The sequence below is a fragment of the Alcaligenes sp. PF14 genome, from assembly GCF_037150615.1.
GTDB classification, from domain to species: Bacteria; Pseudomonadota; Gammaproteobacteria; order Burkholderiales; family Burkholderiaceae_B; genus Alcaligenes; species Alcaligenes phenolicus.
Genome location: NZ_JBAGRS010000002.1, coordinates 253,142 through 270,043, shown reverse-complemented (window position 1 = coordinate 270,043; position 16,902 = coordinate 253,142). Strand labels below are relative to the sequence as shown.

The window sequence follows — 16,902 nt, the reverse complement described above, 5'->3', positions numbered from 1 at the left end:
CACGACTCATCAAGGAAACCACTCATGAAAAACACCCTCAAGTTGACGATTGGTACATTGGCCTTAATGGGTCTGGCCGCTTGCGCGGCTCCAAACAACAGCAACACCGCGACTTCCGAGCGCCAAATGGATAAAGAAACCTCTCTGCAGGCTTATCACTGGCGTCTGTTTGCCACTACCGGCAAAGACGGCCAGCCAGCCCCTGCCATACCTGGCGCAGGCGGCGAGCAAGTCACCTTGAATTTCACTGACACCATGATGTCGATCGACAATCTGTGTAATGTCCTGGGCAGCGGCTACACCATCAGCGGTTCCAAAATCACCTTTACCTCGCCAGTCAGCACCCTGAAAATGTGCTCGGACCCCGAGTTGATGCGCAACGAACAAGCCGTTGGCAAATTGTTGCCTACAGCGACAGACTGGAGCATGGCCAAGGCCGATTCCGCACCGGATAATCCAGCACCGGTCCTGACCCTGAACTTTAAAGACGGCACCAAATGGCGCCTGAAAGGTGAGCCTACTGCAACGACCCGTTACGGCAGCGAGCCAACCCGTGTGTTCCTGGAAGTGGCTGCACAAAAAGAGAAGTGCTCCCACCCCCTGATTCCAAACTACCAGTGCCTGAAGGTACGCGAGATCCAGTACAGCGATTCGGGCGTCAAGACCTACACGGGTGACTGGATGTACTACTACGGCGACATCGAGGGCTACACCCATACTCCTGGCGTTCGTAACGTGCTGCGTATCAACCGCTACGAACTGAAGAACGTGCCTGCAGACGCCTCGTCCAAGGCCGATGTTCTGGACATGGTTGTCGAGTCCGAACAAGTCAGCAAGTAATTCACGCAGCAACGTCGTCCAAGCGCTTTTTGCACTGACGACCTGATCACATAGCCCCAAGGTTGGAGTTGATTCCGACTTTGGGGTTTATTTATTTCAGAGGCATTCTTTATTCGGTTCAGATGACAGACTGTCCTGGTTCAGATCCTCTAAACCCCATAAGAAACAGCACATTCGGAGCCACAAATAGTTACTCACTGCTATGCTTTGAACCTAGTCAGCAAGCCTGCCCATCCGTAGTATGGAAATACCGGATAACATTTTTCACCTCCCTATTTATCCGGCTTCAGGCCTTGCGACATGCGAGGCTTTTTTTTATGCCTGAACGGTGATGAGGCTTGCTCTTACTTCAGCGGCCCGTAAAAAATAAAAAACGCGCCGGCACCAATCAGTGTGAAGCCAAGCAGGTGATTCAGCGTAAAGCTCTCTTTCAGATACAACACCGAGAACACCACGAACACCAGCAAGGTAATGACTTCCTGCATGGTCTTTAGCTGCGCGGCACTGTAGACGGTGTGCCCCAAACGGTTGGCCGGCACCGCCAGGCAGTACTCCACCAAAGCAATGCCCCAGCTGATCAGAACGACTTTCAGCAAGGGGCTATTGGGATATTTCAGGTGCCCATACCAGGCAATGGTCATGAACACATTGGAGACGACCAACATCAAGATGGGAAGGATCTTAGCCATTCTGGACACGAAAATAAAAAGCGGCCTGCACCGCGACCCGGCCAGTGTAGCGTCACATTTAAGCAGCGCCTATGGGGATAATCAGGCAGCAGAAAGACGGGGCATCAAGCAAGGGCTATCAGTCCACAACTTTCAAAAAATCCACCTCAATTTCGGGCGGGCGCTTGGAACTGGTATCGACTTCGCCAATCAGCTCCACCCTGGTTTTCTCATCCAGAGTCTGACCCGCAAAATGCTTGGCCTTGATCTCCGCCACGATCTCCCCGCTGCCATCAGAGAACAGAAACTTGTCGTGGGCCGTTTGACGTAGCAAATGGCCTTGCACCCGCACGTCCTGATCATCGACGGGATTTTTCAGGATCTCCGCAACCGTCGTTTGACCAATCTCCGACGGGCCCGTGTACTGGGCATAGGCAGGAAACGACAACGCGCTTGATAACAAAGCCAGCGCCACGGCCGAGCGCAATTTAACGTAAGCAGACATAATGACTCCTGTTGTTCATGGCTTGAAACTTAACCATAACAGCAGATATCATCAGCGTTCTTATTAAAATGGCGGTGTTGGGCTTGCCTTGTTACCAAGCGCGACATCACACCATCACTGCACCATGCCCCTTCTTGAGAACTTAGGCCCCCGCATCTGCATTCTTGGCCCATCCAATAGCGGCAAATCCACCCTGGCTGACGCGATCGCACGCAAGCTGGCCATCCCGGCCGTGCATCTGGATCAGCTCTACCACCTGCCCCATAGCAACTGGGTGCCCCGCCCCGAAGCAGATTTTGTTGCGCTTCACCAGGCAGCTATTGCGCAAGAACAATGGGTGATGGAAGGCAACTACACGCGCCACCTGGCCCCACGTCTGGCTCGCGCTACAGGTTTCATCGTGCTAGAGGTCTCCACCGCTACCAGCCTGCTGCGCTACTTCCGGCGCACCCTGTTTGAGCGCAACCGTCGTGGAGCCCTGGAAGGCGGTAAAGATAGTGTGAAATGGCAAATGATCCGCCATATCGCCATCGTGACCCCGCCCAATCGCCACAAATACTTGAGCATTTTCGAGGCAAGCACCTTGCCTAAAGTCAGACTAGGCAGCCCTCGCGACCTGAAACTGTTTTATCAAACCGAAGGCCTGCAACGCTAAGCGCACGAAGCGCTAACGCCCTGGCTGTTTCCATCTGTGGCGCCCTATTTTCTCAAGGCCAACACATACCCCTGCAAACCGCTTAAAGCGCTCCGGTATCCATCAGCAACTCCTGCCATCTCTGTATATCGCTCTGCGCACAGGCCGACCACGTTGCGCAGCTGGCTGGCAATTCGGGCGTTTGCATCCAGCGCATGTCCGGCTCGGGCAGCCTGAGCGGCGACACGATCATTGGCGGCGGCGAGCTTGCTGCGCAAGCCATCAAGATCGGCGCGAGCAGCCACAGCAGCACGCTTAGCCGCATCCAGCTGCATTTGATAAGTGACTCGAACATCCTCCACCTCCTTTTGTAATCGTTGCTCCATCAAGCGCGCACGGACCTCGGCCTGCAACTGCGCCGCCCTGGTCTGCGCCTGGGCCAGCTCATAGCCTTTGCGATACTGCTCCTGACCATAAAGCGCCCCCCATAAAAAAAGGGCTGCCAGAACAGCAGCCCCTACTAATGCAGACTTGATAGACATAACTGCCTCTCGGCCTGACGCCGCCGCTCCAGCCCCCGCAGCTTGCGGCCACCGGCATAGACCCAACGATCCAGCTCCTGACATGCTCCGGCTATATCCCGAGCCCGTAGCTTGCGCAGCAAGGTCGAATTGGCATAGGCCCCGGCCCCCACGTTGTAAACAAAGCTGCTCAGCGCCACACGTACCTCATCCGGCAAGGGATAGCTAACGGAGCGATCCACCACACTCAAAGCGCGACGAACCTCCTGCTCCGTCAAGACGTCGCAACGCTGCGGACTGGCCATGTCACCCAGCTTGACTCCTTGTGTGTAGCCGTCGCAGATAGTCGGAATGCCTACGGGGTCCACATAGGCGATCAAAGAGCGCCCCTCCCAGGCGGCAACCAAAGCAATCGCCGCCGAGACTACCCCTGCACCCAGCTTAGTCTTCAGATCCATGCTTCCACTCCTTGAGCTGGCGCCAGGCACGCTGGATCCCGCCCACAATCCGCGCGGCCGCACGAGTAAAGTCCGGCAGCTTGGTCACAATCAAAATCACCACATAAGCCGCCCATAAAGTCAGCACAAAGTCCTGCATCGTCCAACCATAAATAAGCAGGGCCGAGCCGGTGCTTATGGGTAGGTGAGCGGCGTCGTTATTCAGCACAGGCCCTTCTCCTTATTCAAATTTGCCCTGTCTGCTGCATCCCTTTTATGGGTGCAGCAGACATAAAAAAACCCGCTCAAGCGGGCCGGGGGGAACAATTTTCGGGAAACCGCACTTCAGGCAGCCTCACTACGATCACATTGTGATTTACTGCTGCTCTTCAGCACTTTCTATTGGGTCCACACCTACCACGGCTTCCCCCCCAAAAAATGCCGGCTCATTTGCAATCAACCAGGTAACGGCAGACAGCTGAGGTTGGCCACCCAGAGCGGTATCAAATGGCATCACGTAATACGTCTGCCAGACCACTCCTGCCTGTCGCTCTGCCTGCTCTTGAGTCGCATGATGATCGACTTGCACCGTCCAACCCGCACTGCCACGTTCAGTAGAAATACGCCCAATAGAATGGGCCTTAGCGGGCCCACCTTCCGTCGTCATGCTCTTAGTAAAAATCGCGAATGGCATATCAAACTCCAAAAAAAAACCGCTTACTAAGCGGCTGGATACTTTTCTTTAACGGCTCGGCACTGAGCCACCCACTGTTCAACATCTGGCGGTAACTGCTGGCCTCGTTCCTGCATATGGCGAGCCAACTTGTACACCGCATCGAGCTGATCCCCGATATTCGGATACTCTCGTTGCCGACGTTCTGCGTGGTTATTCGGCTGGTGGTGGATTTTCAACGACATACCTCCCGTCTAAATACGGCCAGCGCGTGACCGTGATTTCGTACGTGCCTGGGTATTGGAACGACAGCTCCACATCCCCGCCCTCTGTGCATTCATACTGCTTGCCTTCTATCGTAATGACGCTGCCAGGCCGGACCCCGCACAGCGTTAGACCATCCAGGACTGCCGGGCAAGTTTGCCGTTTGCGAGCCTTCCCGCCGTAGTACCACCATGTCTCATCAAGCACGCCGGGTGCATGGTCACCGTCCCATTGAGCCAAAAAAGGCTCAATAACAAGTGCGGATGGCCCCTCCAGCCTTTGAAGAAACCGCCCTGCCCGAAACAGAGAAACGACCTTATTCATGCTCACCTCATGAAAGCTTCAATGCGAATTACTGCAGGCAGGTAAGTCCCACCACCAAACCACCCACTAGGTCGTTGATTTAGCGAGAACTGTATCCACCCTGCTGGAACAGAGTGTTTAACTGTACCTATCCCCGTACCAACCATACTGGACTCTCTATTGTTCATTGAGGGTTCCTCAATTGAAGTAAGAGCCGCAGCCGTAAAACTATGCACGTTGTACCCTCCCGTGTCATAACGAATAACATGTTGCTTCGTACCATGTCTTCCGCCCGCCATTATGTACTCCCCCTCCGTCACGGCAGTCACGACAACATCGGCAGGGTGCTTCAAGTAGATTCCCACCACTATGTTTCGAAAGCTATTGTCAGACGAAAACTCTTTGCCTGCAGTGGCGTACGCAACCACAGTTACCGCATTTCCAGAGATTCGCATCGTATCGACCGCAGCATTAACAATGTGTGCGTTTTGAATTTGGGCGTCCCTAATCTTGCCACTGGTAATGACCGCATTGTCGATTTGCGCTTCCCCAATGGCTGCAGTCTGGATCTTCGCACGCGAAATGGCACCGTCAGCAATTTTCGCCGTCGTCACAATCGCGTTATCCAGATGGGCATTTGTAATGGCACCGTTTGCGATAACCCCTGACTCTGCAGTAATCGTCCCCGCTTGAATCTTGTCTGCCGTCACTGCATTGGCTGCGATCTTTACCGCTGTCACGCTATTTGCAGCCAGCTTGTCAGCGGTCACCGCATTGGCTTCAATCTTGCTCGCGTTCACGCTCCCTGCCGCGAGCTTCGCCGCAGTAACCGAATCCGCCGCCAATTTGTCAGCTGTAATAGCACCTGCTGCGATATTGTTTGCAGCCACGCTATTAGCCGCTAATTTCCCAGCCACCACCGACCCGGCAGCCAGCTTGTCAGCCGTAATAGCACCATCGACAATCATCTCTGCGGAAGCCGCACGACGTACAAAGAAATCACCAACAATAAAACCAGACGTACTAGTGTCCGGATACTGCTGATAATAGATTTGCATCGTAGCCGCCTTTTCCGGGGCAGTGACAGGCAAGACAACATCTTGCGGAGTTGCCGAGCTCGTTGTGTGATTTAGCAGAGCGTTTGCCCCGGAGATATGCTCACCGTTGGCATCATAAAAATACACAACCGTTCTAAATACCGAGGTTCCAGCATTGAACCGCCGGTGCCGGAAGGACAAAACATAATCCTGACCGCCCTGCAGCTCAATATTCCCCGTGCGTAAATAGGGACCATTCCACACCGTGCCTGGATTCGGAGCAGTCGCGCGTAACACTCCTCCACTAAACCCCCATCCGACGGTAGATGTTCCTGCAGGCACAGCCGCAACCCACGAAGGAATGTACCAAATCGAACTTTCTCCGCCCAACGATACGGTAGGATCAGGATGCAAGTTAGATCGGTCGGCGACAACTAGGTGCTTCGCAGTAATCGCATTTGCAGCAATCTGTTCAGCACCGACAGCCCCTGCCGAAATCTTCGTCGCAGTAATTGCATTCGCGGCAATTTTGTCAGCAGTCACAGCATTTGTGGCCACCTTGTCTGCCGTGATGGCACCATCAACAATCAACTCCCCTTGCGCCATGGCTCGCAAAGAAGGATTTCTGATCCACATGTAGCCACCTGTGGATGCAGCTTGATTGTCATTGGCGAACACCTTAAGGCGCACTCTTTCCGAGGTCTCGAACTCGACCCCGTTCGTATACAAGCGATAATCATCCGAGGAGGTAACAAACGAACCCAAAAACCGACGTGGAGAAAATGAGTCGCCGTCCTCTTTTACAACCTCAAACACTTGTCGCGCCCCATCCGTCTGGCAAGTCATCTCGACTGAGAACAAGTACTGAGTCCCTTTTCTGACCTCGAACAAGGTATCCAACGCTACCGATATCTTGTGCTGTAACCAGACCGAGCCATTAGTATTATTGAGGCCAAAACCCACACGGCGCCAAGAGGAAGCATTCGTTCGCTCAGTCCACCCAAAAGTGTCGGGAATCAGGTTCGTGGGAGACGAAACCACCAGTTTTTCCGCTGTAATCGAATTGGCTGCTATTTGATCTGCCGTTACTGCACCCGCTGCGATTTTGGCTGTAGTGACGGCATTCGCGGCAATTTTCTCAACAGAAATGGCATTCGCAGCAACCTTATCAGCCGAAATTGCCCCGTCGACAATCAGGCTCCCTCCCGTCATGGCTCGAAAAGACGGAAGCTCAATAAACCCCTCATTGATCTGGTCCATAGCCAGTCGGCCATAAAGACAGACTGCTGTCACCGCTCCTTCAGGTGCTGTAAACACCGCTTCTCTATAGGCATAGGTTGTGAAAAGCACATCGCTGGCACTGAACAGATTCTCCTGAATATATCCACCATCCTTATCCAGCCACATCACTCCAAAGCGAGGTGTTAATTTCCGGCCCGCCGCACTGGATGCCCGATAGTGAGCTGACATAAGATATGAAGTCCCAGGCGTAACCGCTACGCCATTAAACCGCGCATACCGATTGACGGTAATATCGCCTGGAATCCGAAAAGAGCCGGCCGCAGCTCCATTTCCCGGATTAGGCACCCGAACTACATCTGTATCTAAAGTCCAAGCATCCGCATCATTTAACTGTGAATTAGTGATCAGATTCGTAAAATCCGAGAGGGTCACTTTACTTGCAGTGATGGCCCCAGCTTGGACATGCTCAGCTCCTACACTGCCAACTGCAATTTTCCCAGCTGTAACGGCATTGGCTTGGATGCTATCTGCAGAAATCGCATTGACCGCCACCTTGTCTGCCGTGATGACACCATCAACAATCAACTCACCCGTCGCCCTCTTGACCATGGTCAGCCCAGCAAAGGATTGCGCTGCCCCTCTCTCTGTCCCATTGGCGTGGTTGATGTAGTAGCGGAAGCGATGCAAATGTGTGGTGCCATCACTGATGGTGACCGTTGTCGAAAACCGCGTCCAGCTCGTGGGCAAAACTCGGTTGGCCAGCACATAAACGTGTGACCCACCATCTCCTTTTGCGTTCTTAAACGCGTGTGCACCAGACTGATTCCGCCCTTCTATATAGACGCGGCTATCAGCCCGATCCGCCATGGCCCAGATGGTGATCTGATACTCAGCTCCAGGCTCTACCGGGATAGGGCCGAAGGTGGAATCCCTCGTGCCGGTTTCACCCGCTGGGGAACGATACGACCAGGGAAACCCATCTGGGGCGTTTGTTTCATCGACCACAAACCGGCTTGGCCAGCCAAGCTTGGCTTGGTCAAGTCCCATTTCCCCCGCCCCATTGGGAATCAAATTACCGTTTGCTCCCACAAACAACTTGGAGGCAATCACAGCACCTGCCGCAATTTTCTCAGCTGCAACTGATCCCGCCGCAAGATGTGGCGTCTTGATCGCATTGTCAGCAATCTGAGTACCTGCAATTTCCCCTGTCAGCTTTGCCGCACTCATGTCTGCGATCTGCTGATCGGTGACCTTGCCAGCAATATCACCCGCATCGACACTCGACACATACTTGGTGCCATCCCACCGGTACAGCTTGCCCTTCCAAACGATGCTCGATGTCGACTTAACGGTTGGCAGTGGCTTGTTATTGGCAATGACCGTAACTGGCTCGGTGCCTGGCAAGAACTTGTCTGGCCCCAATGACTCGGGAGCAACATCCGCCACCGCCTTTTCATACTTTTTGGTCGCGGCATTCCACGCGTACAAAACACCTTTCCAGGAAACAGTAGCCGTCACCTTGGAAGTCGGCAATTGACCACTGTCGGGGATCGTGGTCACTGGCTCAATGCCAGGCGAGAATTTGTCTGGCCCGAGAGACTCAGGAGCAACGTCAGCTACCGCCTTCTCGTACTTCTTCGCTGCAGCACTCCAGACATATAGCGCCCCCTTCCAGAGCACGCTTGACGTCGATTTTGTGGTGGGCAACGCTCCCGAATCAGGAATAATCTTAACTGGCTCCACGCCTTGGGCAAACTTTGTTTCAGTCAAGGCACCATCAGCCAGCTTTTCTGCCGTGATTGAGCCGTCAGCCAAACGCTTGGCCAGATCCAAGTCTTCCGCCAGATCCGCATCGCCCACTTTCCCCAGCGTGACATTGACTGGCCCAGCGTATGCACTAGAGAGCACGCCGTCTACGCTCTCATGCTTGGCCCATACTCGCCAGGTTTCACCCAGCCCAGCACTAAACGAAACAGGGCCGTTATGCGACTCGGCCACAGGCTTTGCCGACGATACGGTAGCGGTAGCCCCTTTTGCGGCATACACAATCGTACGTGCATGGCCATGCCCTGTTTCATACACGGCCTGGTCCCAGCTCACAATTACCGTTCCCAGGCCAGCAACCGCAGCCAAGCCGGCCACGGCCGGCGGAGGCGTCTTGTCTACGGTTTGCACCTGGTCAAAGTTCTTGCCGAGCTTTGCGATACGGATAAGCGCATCTGTAGAGAGCTGCCCAGACGTATTGCGGGCACGCAGCGCAAAAGTCCAATCCCCTTCTTGGGGCAGGACACTCTCAAACGTCGCCGTGTGAAAACCACTACCCAACGGCGTCATGGCATCCCACACAGGCGCAGCATGCTTACCAGAAAGGTAGCGAATCTCAGCACCTGCTAAATCAAGTGGGGGATCATTGTCGACATACTCAAAAGCATACCGACGCAACCCACCAGCAATTTCTGTAATCAACAAAGAGTCATAGTTCCAGGGTGGCAGATCCGTGACTTGCGTCACATAGAAAACGCTCGCTGCCGGACCTGCACGGGTATGGCCCATTGGACGAACCTGTAACATCCAATTGCCCGCCACGTCGATACGGAACGTCGCTTGGCGCGTGAACGTGTCCGCAACATGGACCAGCTCCTGTCCCTCCGGTCCTGCCCAAACCTCTGCGGACGCCAGCTCCCCATTGGCATCAAAGGTAATGGTCAGCTCTGTAAACTGTGTATTACCCTGTACCGTCTGCTGCTCCGTGACTCGAAGGCTGTGTACTACCGGCGTTTCATCACGCGAGAGTTCGCTATCGCTACCGGCTGGCTCGTAGGTTCCATTGATCACGTAGCCCCAAAACTCGTCAGACTCGGGAACGACCGCTACCTGTGCGCCGCCCAGACCAGCCTGCATCTGCATACCAGCCACGCGGACTCGTGCACCTGGCGTTGGCTTAAAGTCGTAGAACCAAAGCGTGTCATGCTCCGGATTATCCCCATCCTCTCCAGGAAATAATGCATCCTCGGGCCATGGATCTTTTAACTGCAAAGTTAAGGAGCCTGCGCTCGGCCGCACCACCCGGAAAACACGATAGATGGATTCCCCCGGTACGCGCAGTCCAATGAACGGCTCGGCAGCCCCTGCACCATGAACGGATTGATCAGTCACAGGTGAATCCAGATGCAAGGTCACTACGCCTTGCTCATCTTGAGCAGCAGCAACAAGACGCCCACCAAAACCCCACTGCGTCATATCGTGGCTAATGGCCAGCACAGACATGCGCTGATAATCGAGGTGCTCCAGGTCAGTTTCGTACTGAATGTCCTTGAACTGATACAGGGACTGCCCCAGGTGATAGCGGGCCATCACAGCCGCGTGCTCTGCTGTCGTCACACCCTCGCCGGTGATTCGGGCAGGATTCAACATGACAGTCTTGCCCGGCGCATACACGTAAAGCGCATCCTGCTCCCAAGTATCGCGATTTAAATAGGTGTAGACAATGCCGTCAGCCGCGCTGGCCAGCTCATAGCTGACCTGGAACGTCGCCTTTTTGATGGTAGCCATATTGACCACCCCGTCCAGAGGCTGGTTATCCCACGCCCACACCACACCCCACTTGCCATTGAAAAAACCAAACGACCCCAGGCCGCAGCGGGCCACCTGGTTGAGCAAGTCCACATTGCTTCGGTCGTCGCTAATCAGCGCATCGTGCCGCAAATTGTTAGCCGCGCAATGCTGCATGAACGCCTTTAAGCCTTCAATATCAATCTGATCATCCGGCAAGCCCATGCCCGCGATCAGCTTGCGACCGTAGAAAGGATCTTCAACATAAATTCCCCGCGCCAACAGGAGAATTTGCGCACCAGGGTTCGACAAGCCATTGTCCGGGTTTGTCGCTAAGCCCCAACTGCTACCGTTCCAAATTGGCATGGCGCGAGCAACAAACCGCCCCTTGATCTCTTTCAGGCTGCCATTGAGCTGGCCCGTTGCCTTAACCTTGATCCCAATGCGAGACTGCCCAAGATAATCGCCATCGTCGGGCTGGATGCTTTTCAGTTGTGTCCAGACCGCATTGCGTGTGGTCTTGGCATCATCACTACTGCCGCCCGTTGCATTCCTCCAGGCAACTTCATACTGCCCGGACTCGACTGGAATCGTCTCAGTACGGCGTAAAGGCTTCATCGCCCGATTATTGAGATAAATCGATTGAATGGGTCGCCACTGAGCCGTCCCTACCGGACGATATCGACCCTCAAGAACCAGATTGCGTCCCTCAATCCCCTTCTTGCCTTGGCCAAACAGCTGGATCTCAAAGTCGCACTGAATAAGTGTCGTGTCCAGCGAGGTCGTACGTGTCACCCATTCGCCAGAGCCCTCCAACTCACCGCCGTCAGAGACATCAGGATTTGTGAACAAGGGGATATCCTGCTCGGGCATACCTGGAAACCCACGTGTCCACACACTGACATCCTGATAGGCGCTCAGCTCAGTATCGCCATTCAGCAAAGCCCCCTCGAAACGATCAACGTTCAAACCCGCGTTGAAAACCGCTCCCAGTACTTGCTCATTACCCTCATACCACGTATATGGGAGGCTCGCGTAATCAGGCGCGTACTGGATTGATCCCAGCAGTAAAGGCAATACATCATGCTGACGGGCCCTATTGCTGCCAGGCGCAATACTGTAGGTTGGCTCACGGCCAAGATCCGTACTACCAATCTCGGGCATCGGTGGGGCCAATACCTTATTGATGAGCATGGAGCCAGCCATAAACACCGCAGTAGCCGCCAATTTCCCGAAGCTGGTCGCAACGAACCCACCAGCCGAACCAATGCCAAACGTAAAGTAGGTCAACGCCGCCAGCGCGACCAACTGCAACGCCTCTTTCTCTACAACGGAACGTACTGCAATGACGGTCCCGTGCTTAGGCTTCACTTGCGACCAGTGATCAGGAGAAATGAGGCACCCGTTGATGGATACCGCATATTTGCATACGTGCAGGTTCGGAACGTGACGCTCCAGAAAAGAAAGCAGGCTTTCGCCTGCTCTCAAATCTGCTGGAGTATTTGTCTGCCCCTCAAGGGTCAATGGGTGCGGGGTAACAACCAGCCGCCCTTCATCAATTCTGTTCATTCTGACTCTTCCACCGATAAAACCCAACAACCCGCAAACTAAAGGCGGGTAGCGCGGTTAACTTATGTAGACTGGCTTGTCCTAGCCCGACCGATGTGTGCAGAACATGCGGCTGGTAGTTCACAAAAAAGTAAGTGCCGATATGACCCGGCAACTCTTGCCCTGCGCTTTGCATCAGCACCAAGTCACCATCGACTGGTTCGGCAACCTCAAAAGCCAATTCATCGGCCATGGCCCGGATTGCTACTCCCTGACCACGCTGCCCTTGCGGACGGGGCCTGACAGCAGGTAGCGCAACTTCACGAGCAAACAGCTCCCGCGCTACCTCTACCGCCAGATCAGCGCAGTCGTAGCTCTCGGCCATATGCGGCCTTCCGATAAAACGATTAAGCGCCTTAATCATTGAAAAATCCCTGGCGCCGTACGCTTGTCGTATCGCAGCGTCACCGCCGAACGGTTCAGAATCGAATCCATGGACGGCCTGGCCGAAATGCTTGAGCTATCTACCGCCACCACGGAAATGGGAAGGCTCAATTTCATGGCGTGAATATCCGGCATAGAGCGATCAATCATGATGATGTTGCACCACACCTCTTCGCCAGGCTCTCGGATGGACTCGAGCTCGCGCAAAATGTCTCCGCCTGTATTCGCCATTTCGAGCGCCATCTTGGGACTTTCCCCCTCGCTGGAATCAGGCAAGGTAAAGCGAAATGGATAGCCCACGTACGTCACACCGCGACTGGTCCACGCCTTGGTATCGTTGGCTAGCCGAAACGGGGCTGAAAAAGAAGAATGCGTAATTTCCACCAATACCACCACACCATCTGGATCAGTCACTCGTTGCCGGTTGCGGCGAAACTCTTTAGTGATAGTCATCGCATATACTCCAAAGTCACTTGACGCTGGGCATATCGGAACCCGCTCGCCAACGGCGTCAAAGTGCCAATGTCCCCACCTTTGAACCGCATCGAACGCGTTATACGATATCGGTGGTCATATATATCAAACCAGCCAACTCGACGGATCATGTCGAAATACCAGCTATCAAATTTGACGGTATCCTCACGACTACGAAAAAAAAGAGTGGCTTCTGTTTCCACCAACACCTGCGAATTCACTATTTCTTGTTTCACAGGACCGCGATCCATTTCGGTGCGCTTTACAGACGGGTCGAAACGCTCACCAAAACCGTCGATCAGGATCGAGACGTAATCAGGTAATTTGTTCATAGACTGAAATAAAAAAAGCCCGTTGGATTCATATCTAACGGGCCTGATGTTTGTGAAACGCAGCAATACTTAAGGGCTGCACTCTAGTTTGCGGTCCCTTAGGATCGGGCCCTTAATCCCCAGCCTCTCTGTAACACTCGTCCTGTGCTTGTGCTTGGGCTTCCCAACTGCTCATCCAAAATACTGATAACGACACGCCGCAGCATATGGCCATCTGCTCCTGGACTCATTTCTTCCTTGGCCTCAACTCTATTTCCGCCGTAGTTATTAACTACCACCTGCAGATCCTGACCAGGCATAGAAGCAGTCGCCGTTGCTGAAGGTAAAGCTGGATAACCCACCGCCCCGCCATTGGCATATCCACGTAAGGAGCGACGTAGCCGGTCAAACCCGGAACGCCCACCCAAACTACGCATATCGTCTTGACTCAGAACGCCCTCGCCCCTGTGGACGATACCAGCTGGTTCATAGCGTCCTCCGTCTCCGGTGTAACCGCCCCCACTAAAATTTCCGGTACCCCAACCATTCAAACTAATCAGGGCACCAATACCGTCACCACCGCCTTGCTGTATCGCGCTGGCAGTCGACACCCCGTTCACACCGCCACCAAACAAGTTGCCAATCATGCCCGCCAAGGGCGCTGTAACTGACTGCTGGATCGCAATTCGAATCATGTCCGCGATAATGCTATCGGCAAGACTCGCAAAATCCATCTTGCCTTTCATGGCAAACTGGAAAAGCGCATCTTCCATGCCCTTAAATATATTCCCGACCAAACCAGAAACAGCCTGATAAACATTAGCCGTATTATCGGCATAATTAATCATCGCCTCCTGCATCGCCAATCCCCAGTCCTGCTCAAGAAGTGAACGCTCCTGCACAGATCGGCGCACGATAGCCAGCTTTTCCTCTTCTGCCGAGCGCAAGCTCTCAATAGATTGCAAATAGAGCGGTTCATCCAAGCGTGTGGACTCATCCTCCTGGCCAGCCTCCAGCGCACGTCTGCGACGCTCAAAGTCCGCCGTGATTTGATATTCTTCGGCCAATTGCTTACGTCTGCGCTCACCAATTCCCAAGCCTACATTCTCTTGGTTTTTCTGAGTCTGAAAAATGGTGTTTTCTTCTGCAATGCTTTTTTGCTCCAGCATCGCTTTCTGGTAAAGCTTATTTGCTCGCTCCGTATCTTCGTAGGCTTTTTTCGTAGCCTGCAAAGTCTCCACTTCATCCATCTGCCCCTTCGAAGCACCGGCCATCTGAAGCCGATAGCGCTGCAACTGGGCGTCAGTCATCCCCAACACAGCCACCTGATCGCGTAAGGATTGTAGAAGGGTATTTGCGGAGGAAACTGCTCCTTTCGTCGCCCCCCCCGTCGCCTGCCGCGCCTGTAACAAATCCTTTTCCGCATAAGCGGCGGACATGAGTGCGACCCTGGCTTCCTCACTAACATCCTTGTTCTCGCTGATCCAGCGAGTCATCCGTTTTACCGGATCATCACTATCTTGCAATGATTTGATCCGACTCTGGATTTGCTCCAGTTGCTTACTTGCATTCTCCGAAAAACCAAGTGCGTTGTTTAGCGTCTGTACACCACCCGCAGCACCGTGAGCAGCTAGACCCAACTGCCTGCCCAGCTCGGACAACGCCTCCCAACGCTGTCCTGTTTGGGTAGCCTCATCTCGAGACTTCACCATAGCAATAGCAAGCGTACGATATCGGCCAGCTTGAGACTCGGTAATCACTCCTTGCTCAGTCCACTTCCCGATCAAGCCATCAATGGCCTGTTCAAGATCACCACCTGCCGAAGACACATTACCCACCAGGAAAGTCAGCTCATTTCGCATCTCCGCTCGCATCCGTGCAACGGCAGCCCCCCCTTTTTTTGTCGTTGGATCCAGCTTGTCGACGAAATCAGCCATAGCCTTGCTAGCAGCCCCCATCTGAGTGTCTAGAAGCACCGCCAGACTATCAAGCGCAGCTTGCCTGGACAGAACCCCCAGGTTGCCAAATGCGGTGGACGCATCCTGCGCGGAGCCAGTGAGAGCATCTGTGGCAACTTTCGCACGATCTGAAGCTCCGTCCATCGTAAAAAAAGACGCCGCAGTCATACCAATCGTGGTCAGCAGGCCAACAGGACCGCCCAGCACACCTAACAAAGTCCTACCGACTCCCGCCGTTGCCGCTTGCGCTACAGCAAGACGCCTACTGGCGGCCTCCGACGCATTTTTTGCTGTTGTTAACTGCGCAAGAGTCGTTGTCAAACCTAGACTTGCTCGTGCGCTTGCCAAAGCCGCAGCCGCAGCTTGCGCTTCCGCTCTGGCAGCAGCGAGCGTGGCCGCAGCCTTGGTATGGCTCGCCACAGTGGCACTCACAGTTGCCGCAACAGCACCAATCGTCCGCGACGTATAGACCCCCAGTGCACCCAGGGCCACAGTCCCCAGAACATCTGCAAACAACTCAAAATTCTGGGAAATGAAGTTGATTCCCGAAGCCAACAATGTCGTTGCTTGTAAGGAGTTATTCGTATTGCCTACGTACTCGCCAAATGCCGAGTTCAAGTTTGTCAGCGCGCCACTGACTGTCTTGGGCATCAACTCCAGTTGCTGCAAGGCAGGGATATAAGAAGATGCCAAACCTTGAGCCAACATCTGGGCAGACATCTGCCCACTCCTGCCCAACTGATCAATCTCTGCCGTCGTTTTCCCTGTGCTGTCGGCCATATGGGAAATCAGGGAATCAACAGTACCAGTAATCTGCGTCCAGTCACTGGCATTAACTGCACCGGTACGAAACGAATTGGCAAACGCCTCCATGGCGACTGCGCCGCTATCTGCACTAGCCCCATTCGTTGCCAACAGTCCAGAAAAAGCCCCTACTGCATCCATGCTTTGATCAAAACCAAGACCGATCTCCCGCAAAGCCGGGGAAAGTGCGATGAATGCTTCACGTGTTTCATCAATAGGGCGGGATGTCGCCTGAGCAAGCTGCGCCACTCGTGCCTGGGCCTGGTCGTACTCGCCCAAAGACTGCGTCGCAACCGCCATACGCTCGGCATAGCTATCCCACTGCTCGGCCATCTCAATCAAATCCATGGCCGAAAAACTACTTAAGGCAGACTTCAACACTCGGTCCATCACAGCGGCTGAGGCAGCACTTGAGAGGGTCGCATGACTGACGCCTGCCATACTGCCATTGACTCGATCCGACATGGCCGCAACACGAATGCCAGCCGCCTCCATTGCATTTAGGGCAAGCGTCAGATCTTTGGCACCTTGCTCCGCCGACCGAGTATCGAGCGTAATAGTCAATCGAGACTCTTGCGCCATTCAAATTCTCCAGATAAAAAAAACCCTGCCAAAGCAGGGAAAACCGCACATAGACGCTGATTCAAATCTCAGGCCCTGAACCCTATCAAAACAATTGGGCCAGCC

General features: G+C 54.0%; 14 protein-coding genes. 2 read left to right on the top strand and 12 right to left on the bottom strand.

The window, feature by feature from the left end; translation table 11 throughout:
• Window positions 1-24: 24 nt before the first annotated feature.
• A complete protein-coding gene (locus WFM49_RS05320; RefSeq protein ID WP_203144888.1) occupies window positions 25-840 on the top strand; it encodes an META and DUF4377 domain-containing protein in 816 nt (271 codons plus the stop codon).
• 344 nt (window positions 841-1,184) lie between these two features.
• On the opposite strand, the gene WFM49_RS05315 is transcribed toward WFM49_RS05320, so the two are convergent.
• Window positions 1,185-1,529, bottom strand: a complete 345-nt coding sequence (locus WFM49_RS05315; protein WP_021446759.1) for a DMT family protein — start codon at window positions 1,527-1,529, stop codon at window positions 1,185-1,187.
• Window positions 1,530-1,647: 118 nt separating this feature from the next.
• A complete protein-coding gene (locus WFM49_RS05310) occupies window positions 1,648-2,013 on the bottom strand; it encodes a YgiW/YdeI family stress tolerance OB fold protein (RefSeq protein WP_239055442.1) in 366 nt (121 codons plus the stop codon).
• A 124-nt stretch (window positions 2,014-2,137) separates the two neighbouring features.
• Between WFM49_RS05310 and WFM49_RS05305 the strand changes: the two genes are divergently transcribed.
• The gene (locus WFM49_RS05305; RefSeq protein ID WP_009459867.1) at window positions 2,138-2,668 is read left to right on the top strand and encodes a hypothetical protein; all 531 of its coding nucleotides are present in this window, start codon (window positions 2,138-2,140) and stop codon (window positions 2,666-2,668) included.
• Window positions 2,669-2,712: 44 nt separating this feature from the next.
• On the opposite strand, the gene WFM49_RS05300 is transcribed toward WFM49_RS05305, so the two are convergent.
• From WFM49_RS05300 to WFM49_RS05255, 10 genes are all read right to left on the bottom strand, one after another.
• A complete protein-coding gene (locus WFM49_RS05300; protein WP_321217541.1) occupies window positions 2,713-3,189 on the bottom strand; it encodes a DUF2514 family protein in 477 nt (158 codons plus the stop codon).
• Window positions 3,168-3,626 (bottom strand): lysozyme, encoded by a 459-nt coding sequence (locus tag WFM49_RS05295; RefSeq protein ID WP_336972157.1) that lies wholly within the window; start codon window positions 3,624-3,626, stop codon window positions 3,168-3,170. Before WFM49_RS05295 ends, WFM49_RS05300 begins: the two co-directional genes overlap by 22 nt.
• Window positions 3,610-3,834: a twin-arginine translocase TatA/TatE family subunit gene (locus WFM49_RS05290; protein ID WP_009459872.1), complete on the bottom strand. Its 225-nt coding sequence runs from the start codon at window positions 3,832-3,834 to the stop codon at window positions 3,610-3,612. The genes WFM49_RS05295 and WFM49_RS05290 overlap by 17 nt, the downstream gene beginning before the upstream one ends.
• A gap of 147 nt (window positions 3,835-3,981) precedes the next feature.
• Entirely contained in the window at window positions 3,982-4,299 is a 318-nt protein-coding gene (locus WFM49_RS05285) for a hypothetical protein (RefSeq protein ID WP_336972154.1), read from the bottom strand.
• Between the two features lie 26 nt (window positions 4,300-4,325).
• A complete protein-coding gene (locus WFM49_RS05280) occupies window positions 4,326-4,523 on the bottom strand; it encodes a hypothetical protein (RefSeq protein WP_336972153.1) in 198 nt (65 codons plus the stop codon).
• A 345-nt stretch (window positions 4,524-4,868) separates the two neighbouring features.
• Window positions 4,869-12,245 carry a hypothetical protein gene (locus tag WFM49_RS05275; RefSeq protein WP_336972152.1) on the bottom strand — a complete coding sequence of 2,459 codons (7,377 nt, stop codon included), beginning with the start codon at window positions 12,243-12,245 and terminating at the stop codon, window positions 4,869-4,871.
• Window positions 12,232-12,609, bottom strand: coding sequence for a hypothetical protein (locus tag WFM49_RS05270; protein ID WP_269508203.1), 378 nt, complete (start codon window positions 12,607-12,609; stop codon window positions 12,232-12,234). Before WFM49_RS05270 ends, WFM49_RS05275 begins: the two co-directional genes overlap by 14 nt.
• Before the next feature lie 35 nt (window positions 12,610-12,644).
• Complete coding sequence (locus WFM49_RS05265) at window positions 12,645-13,121, bottom strand: DUF1833 family protein (RefSeq protein WP_336972149.1); 477 nt, start codon at window positions 13,119-13,121, stop codon at window positions 12,645-12,647.
• Complete coding sequence (locus WFM49_RS05260) at window positions 13,118-13,474, bottom strand: hypothetical protein (RefSeq protein WP_336972147.1); 357 nt, start codon at window positions 13,472-13,474, stop codon at window positions 13,118-13,120. Before WFM49_RS05260 ends, WFM49_RS05265 begins: the two co-directional genes overlap by 4 nt.
• A 98-nt stretch (window positions 13,475-13,572) precedes the next feature.
• A complete protein-coding gene (locus tag WFM49_RS05255) occupies window positions 13,573-16,797 on the bottom strand; it encodes a phage tail tape measure protein (RefSeq protein ID WP_336972145.1) in 3,225 nt (1,074 codons plus the stop codon).
• Window positions 16,798-16,902 lie beyond the last annotated feature (105 nt).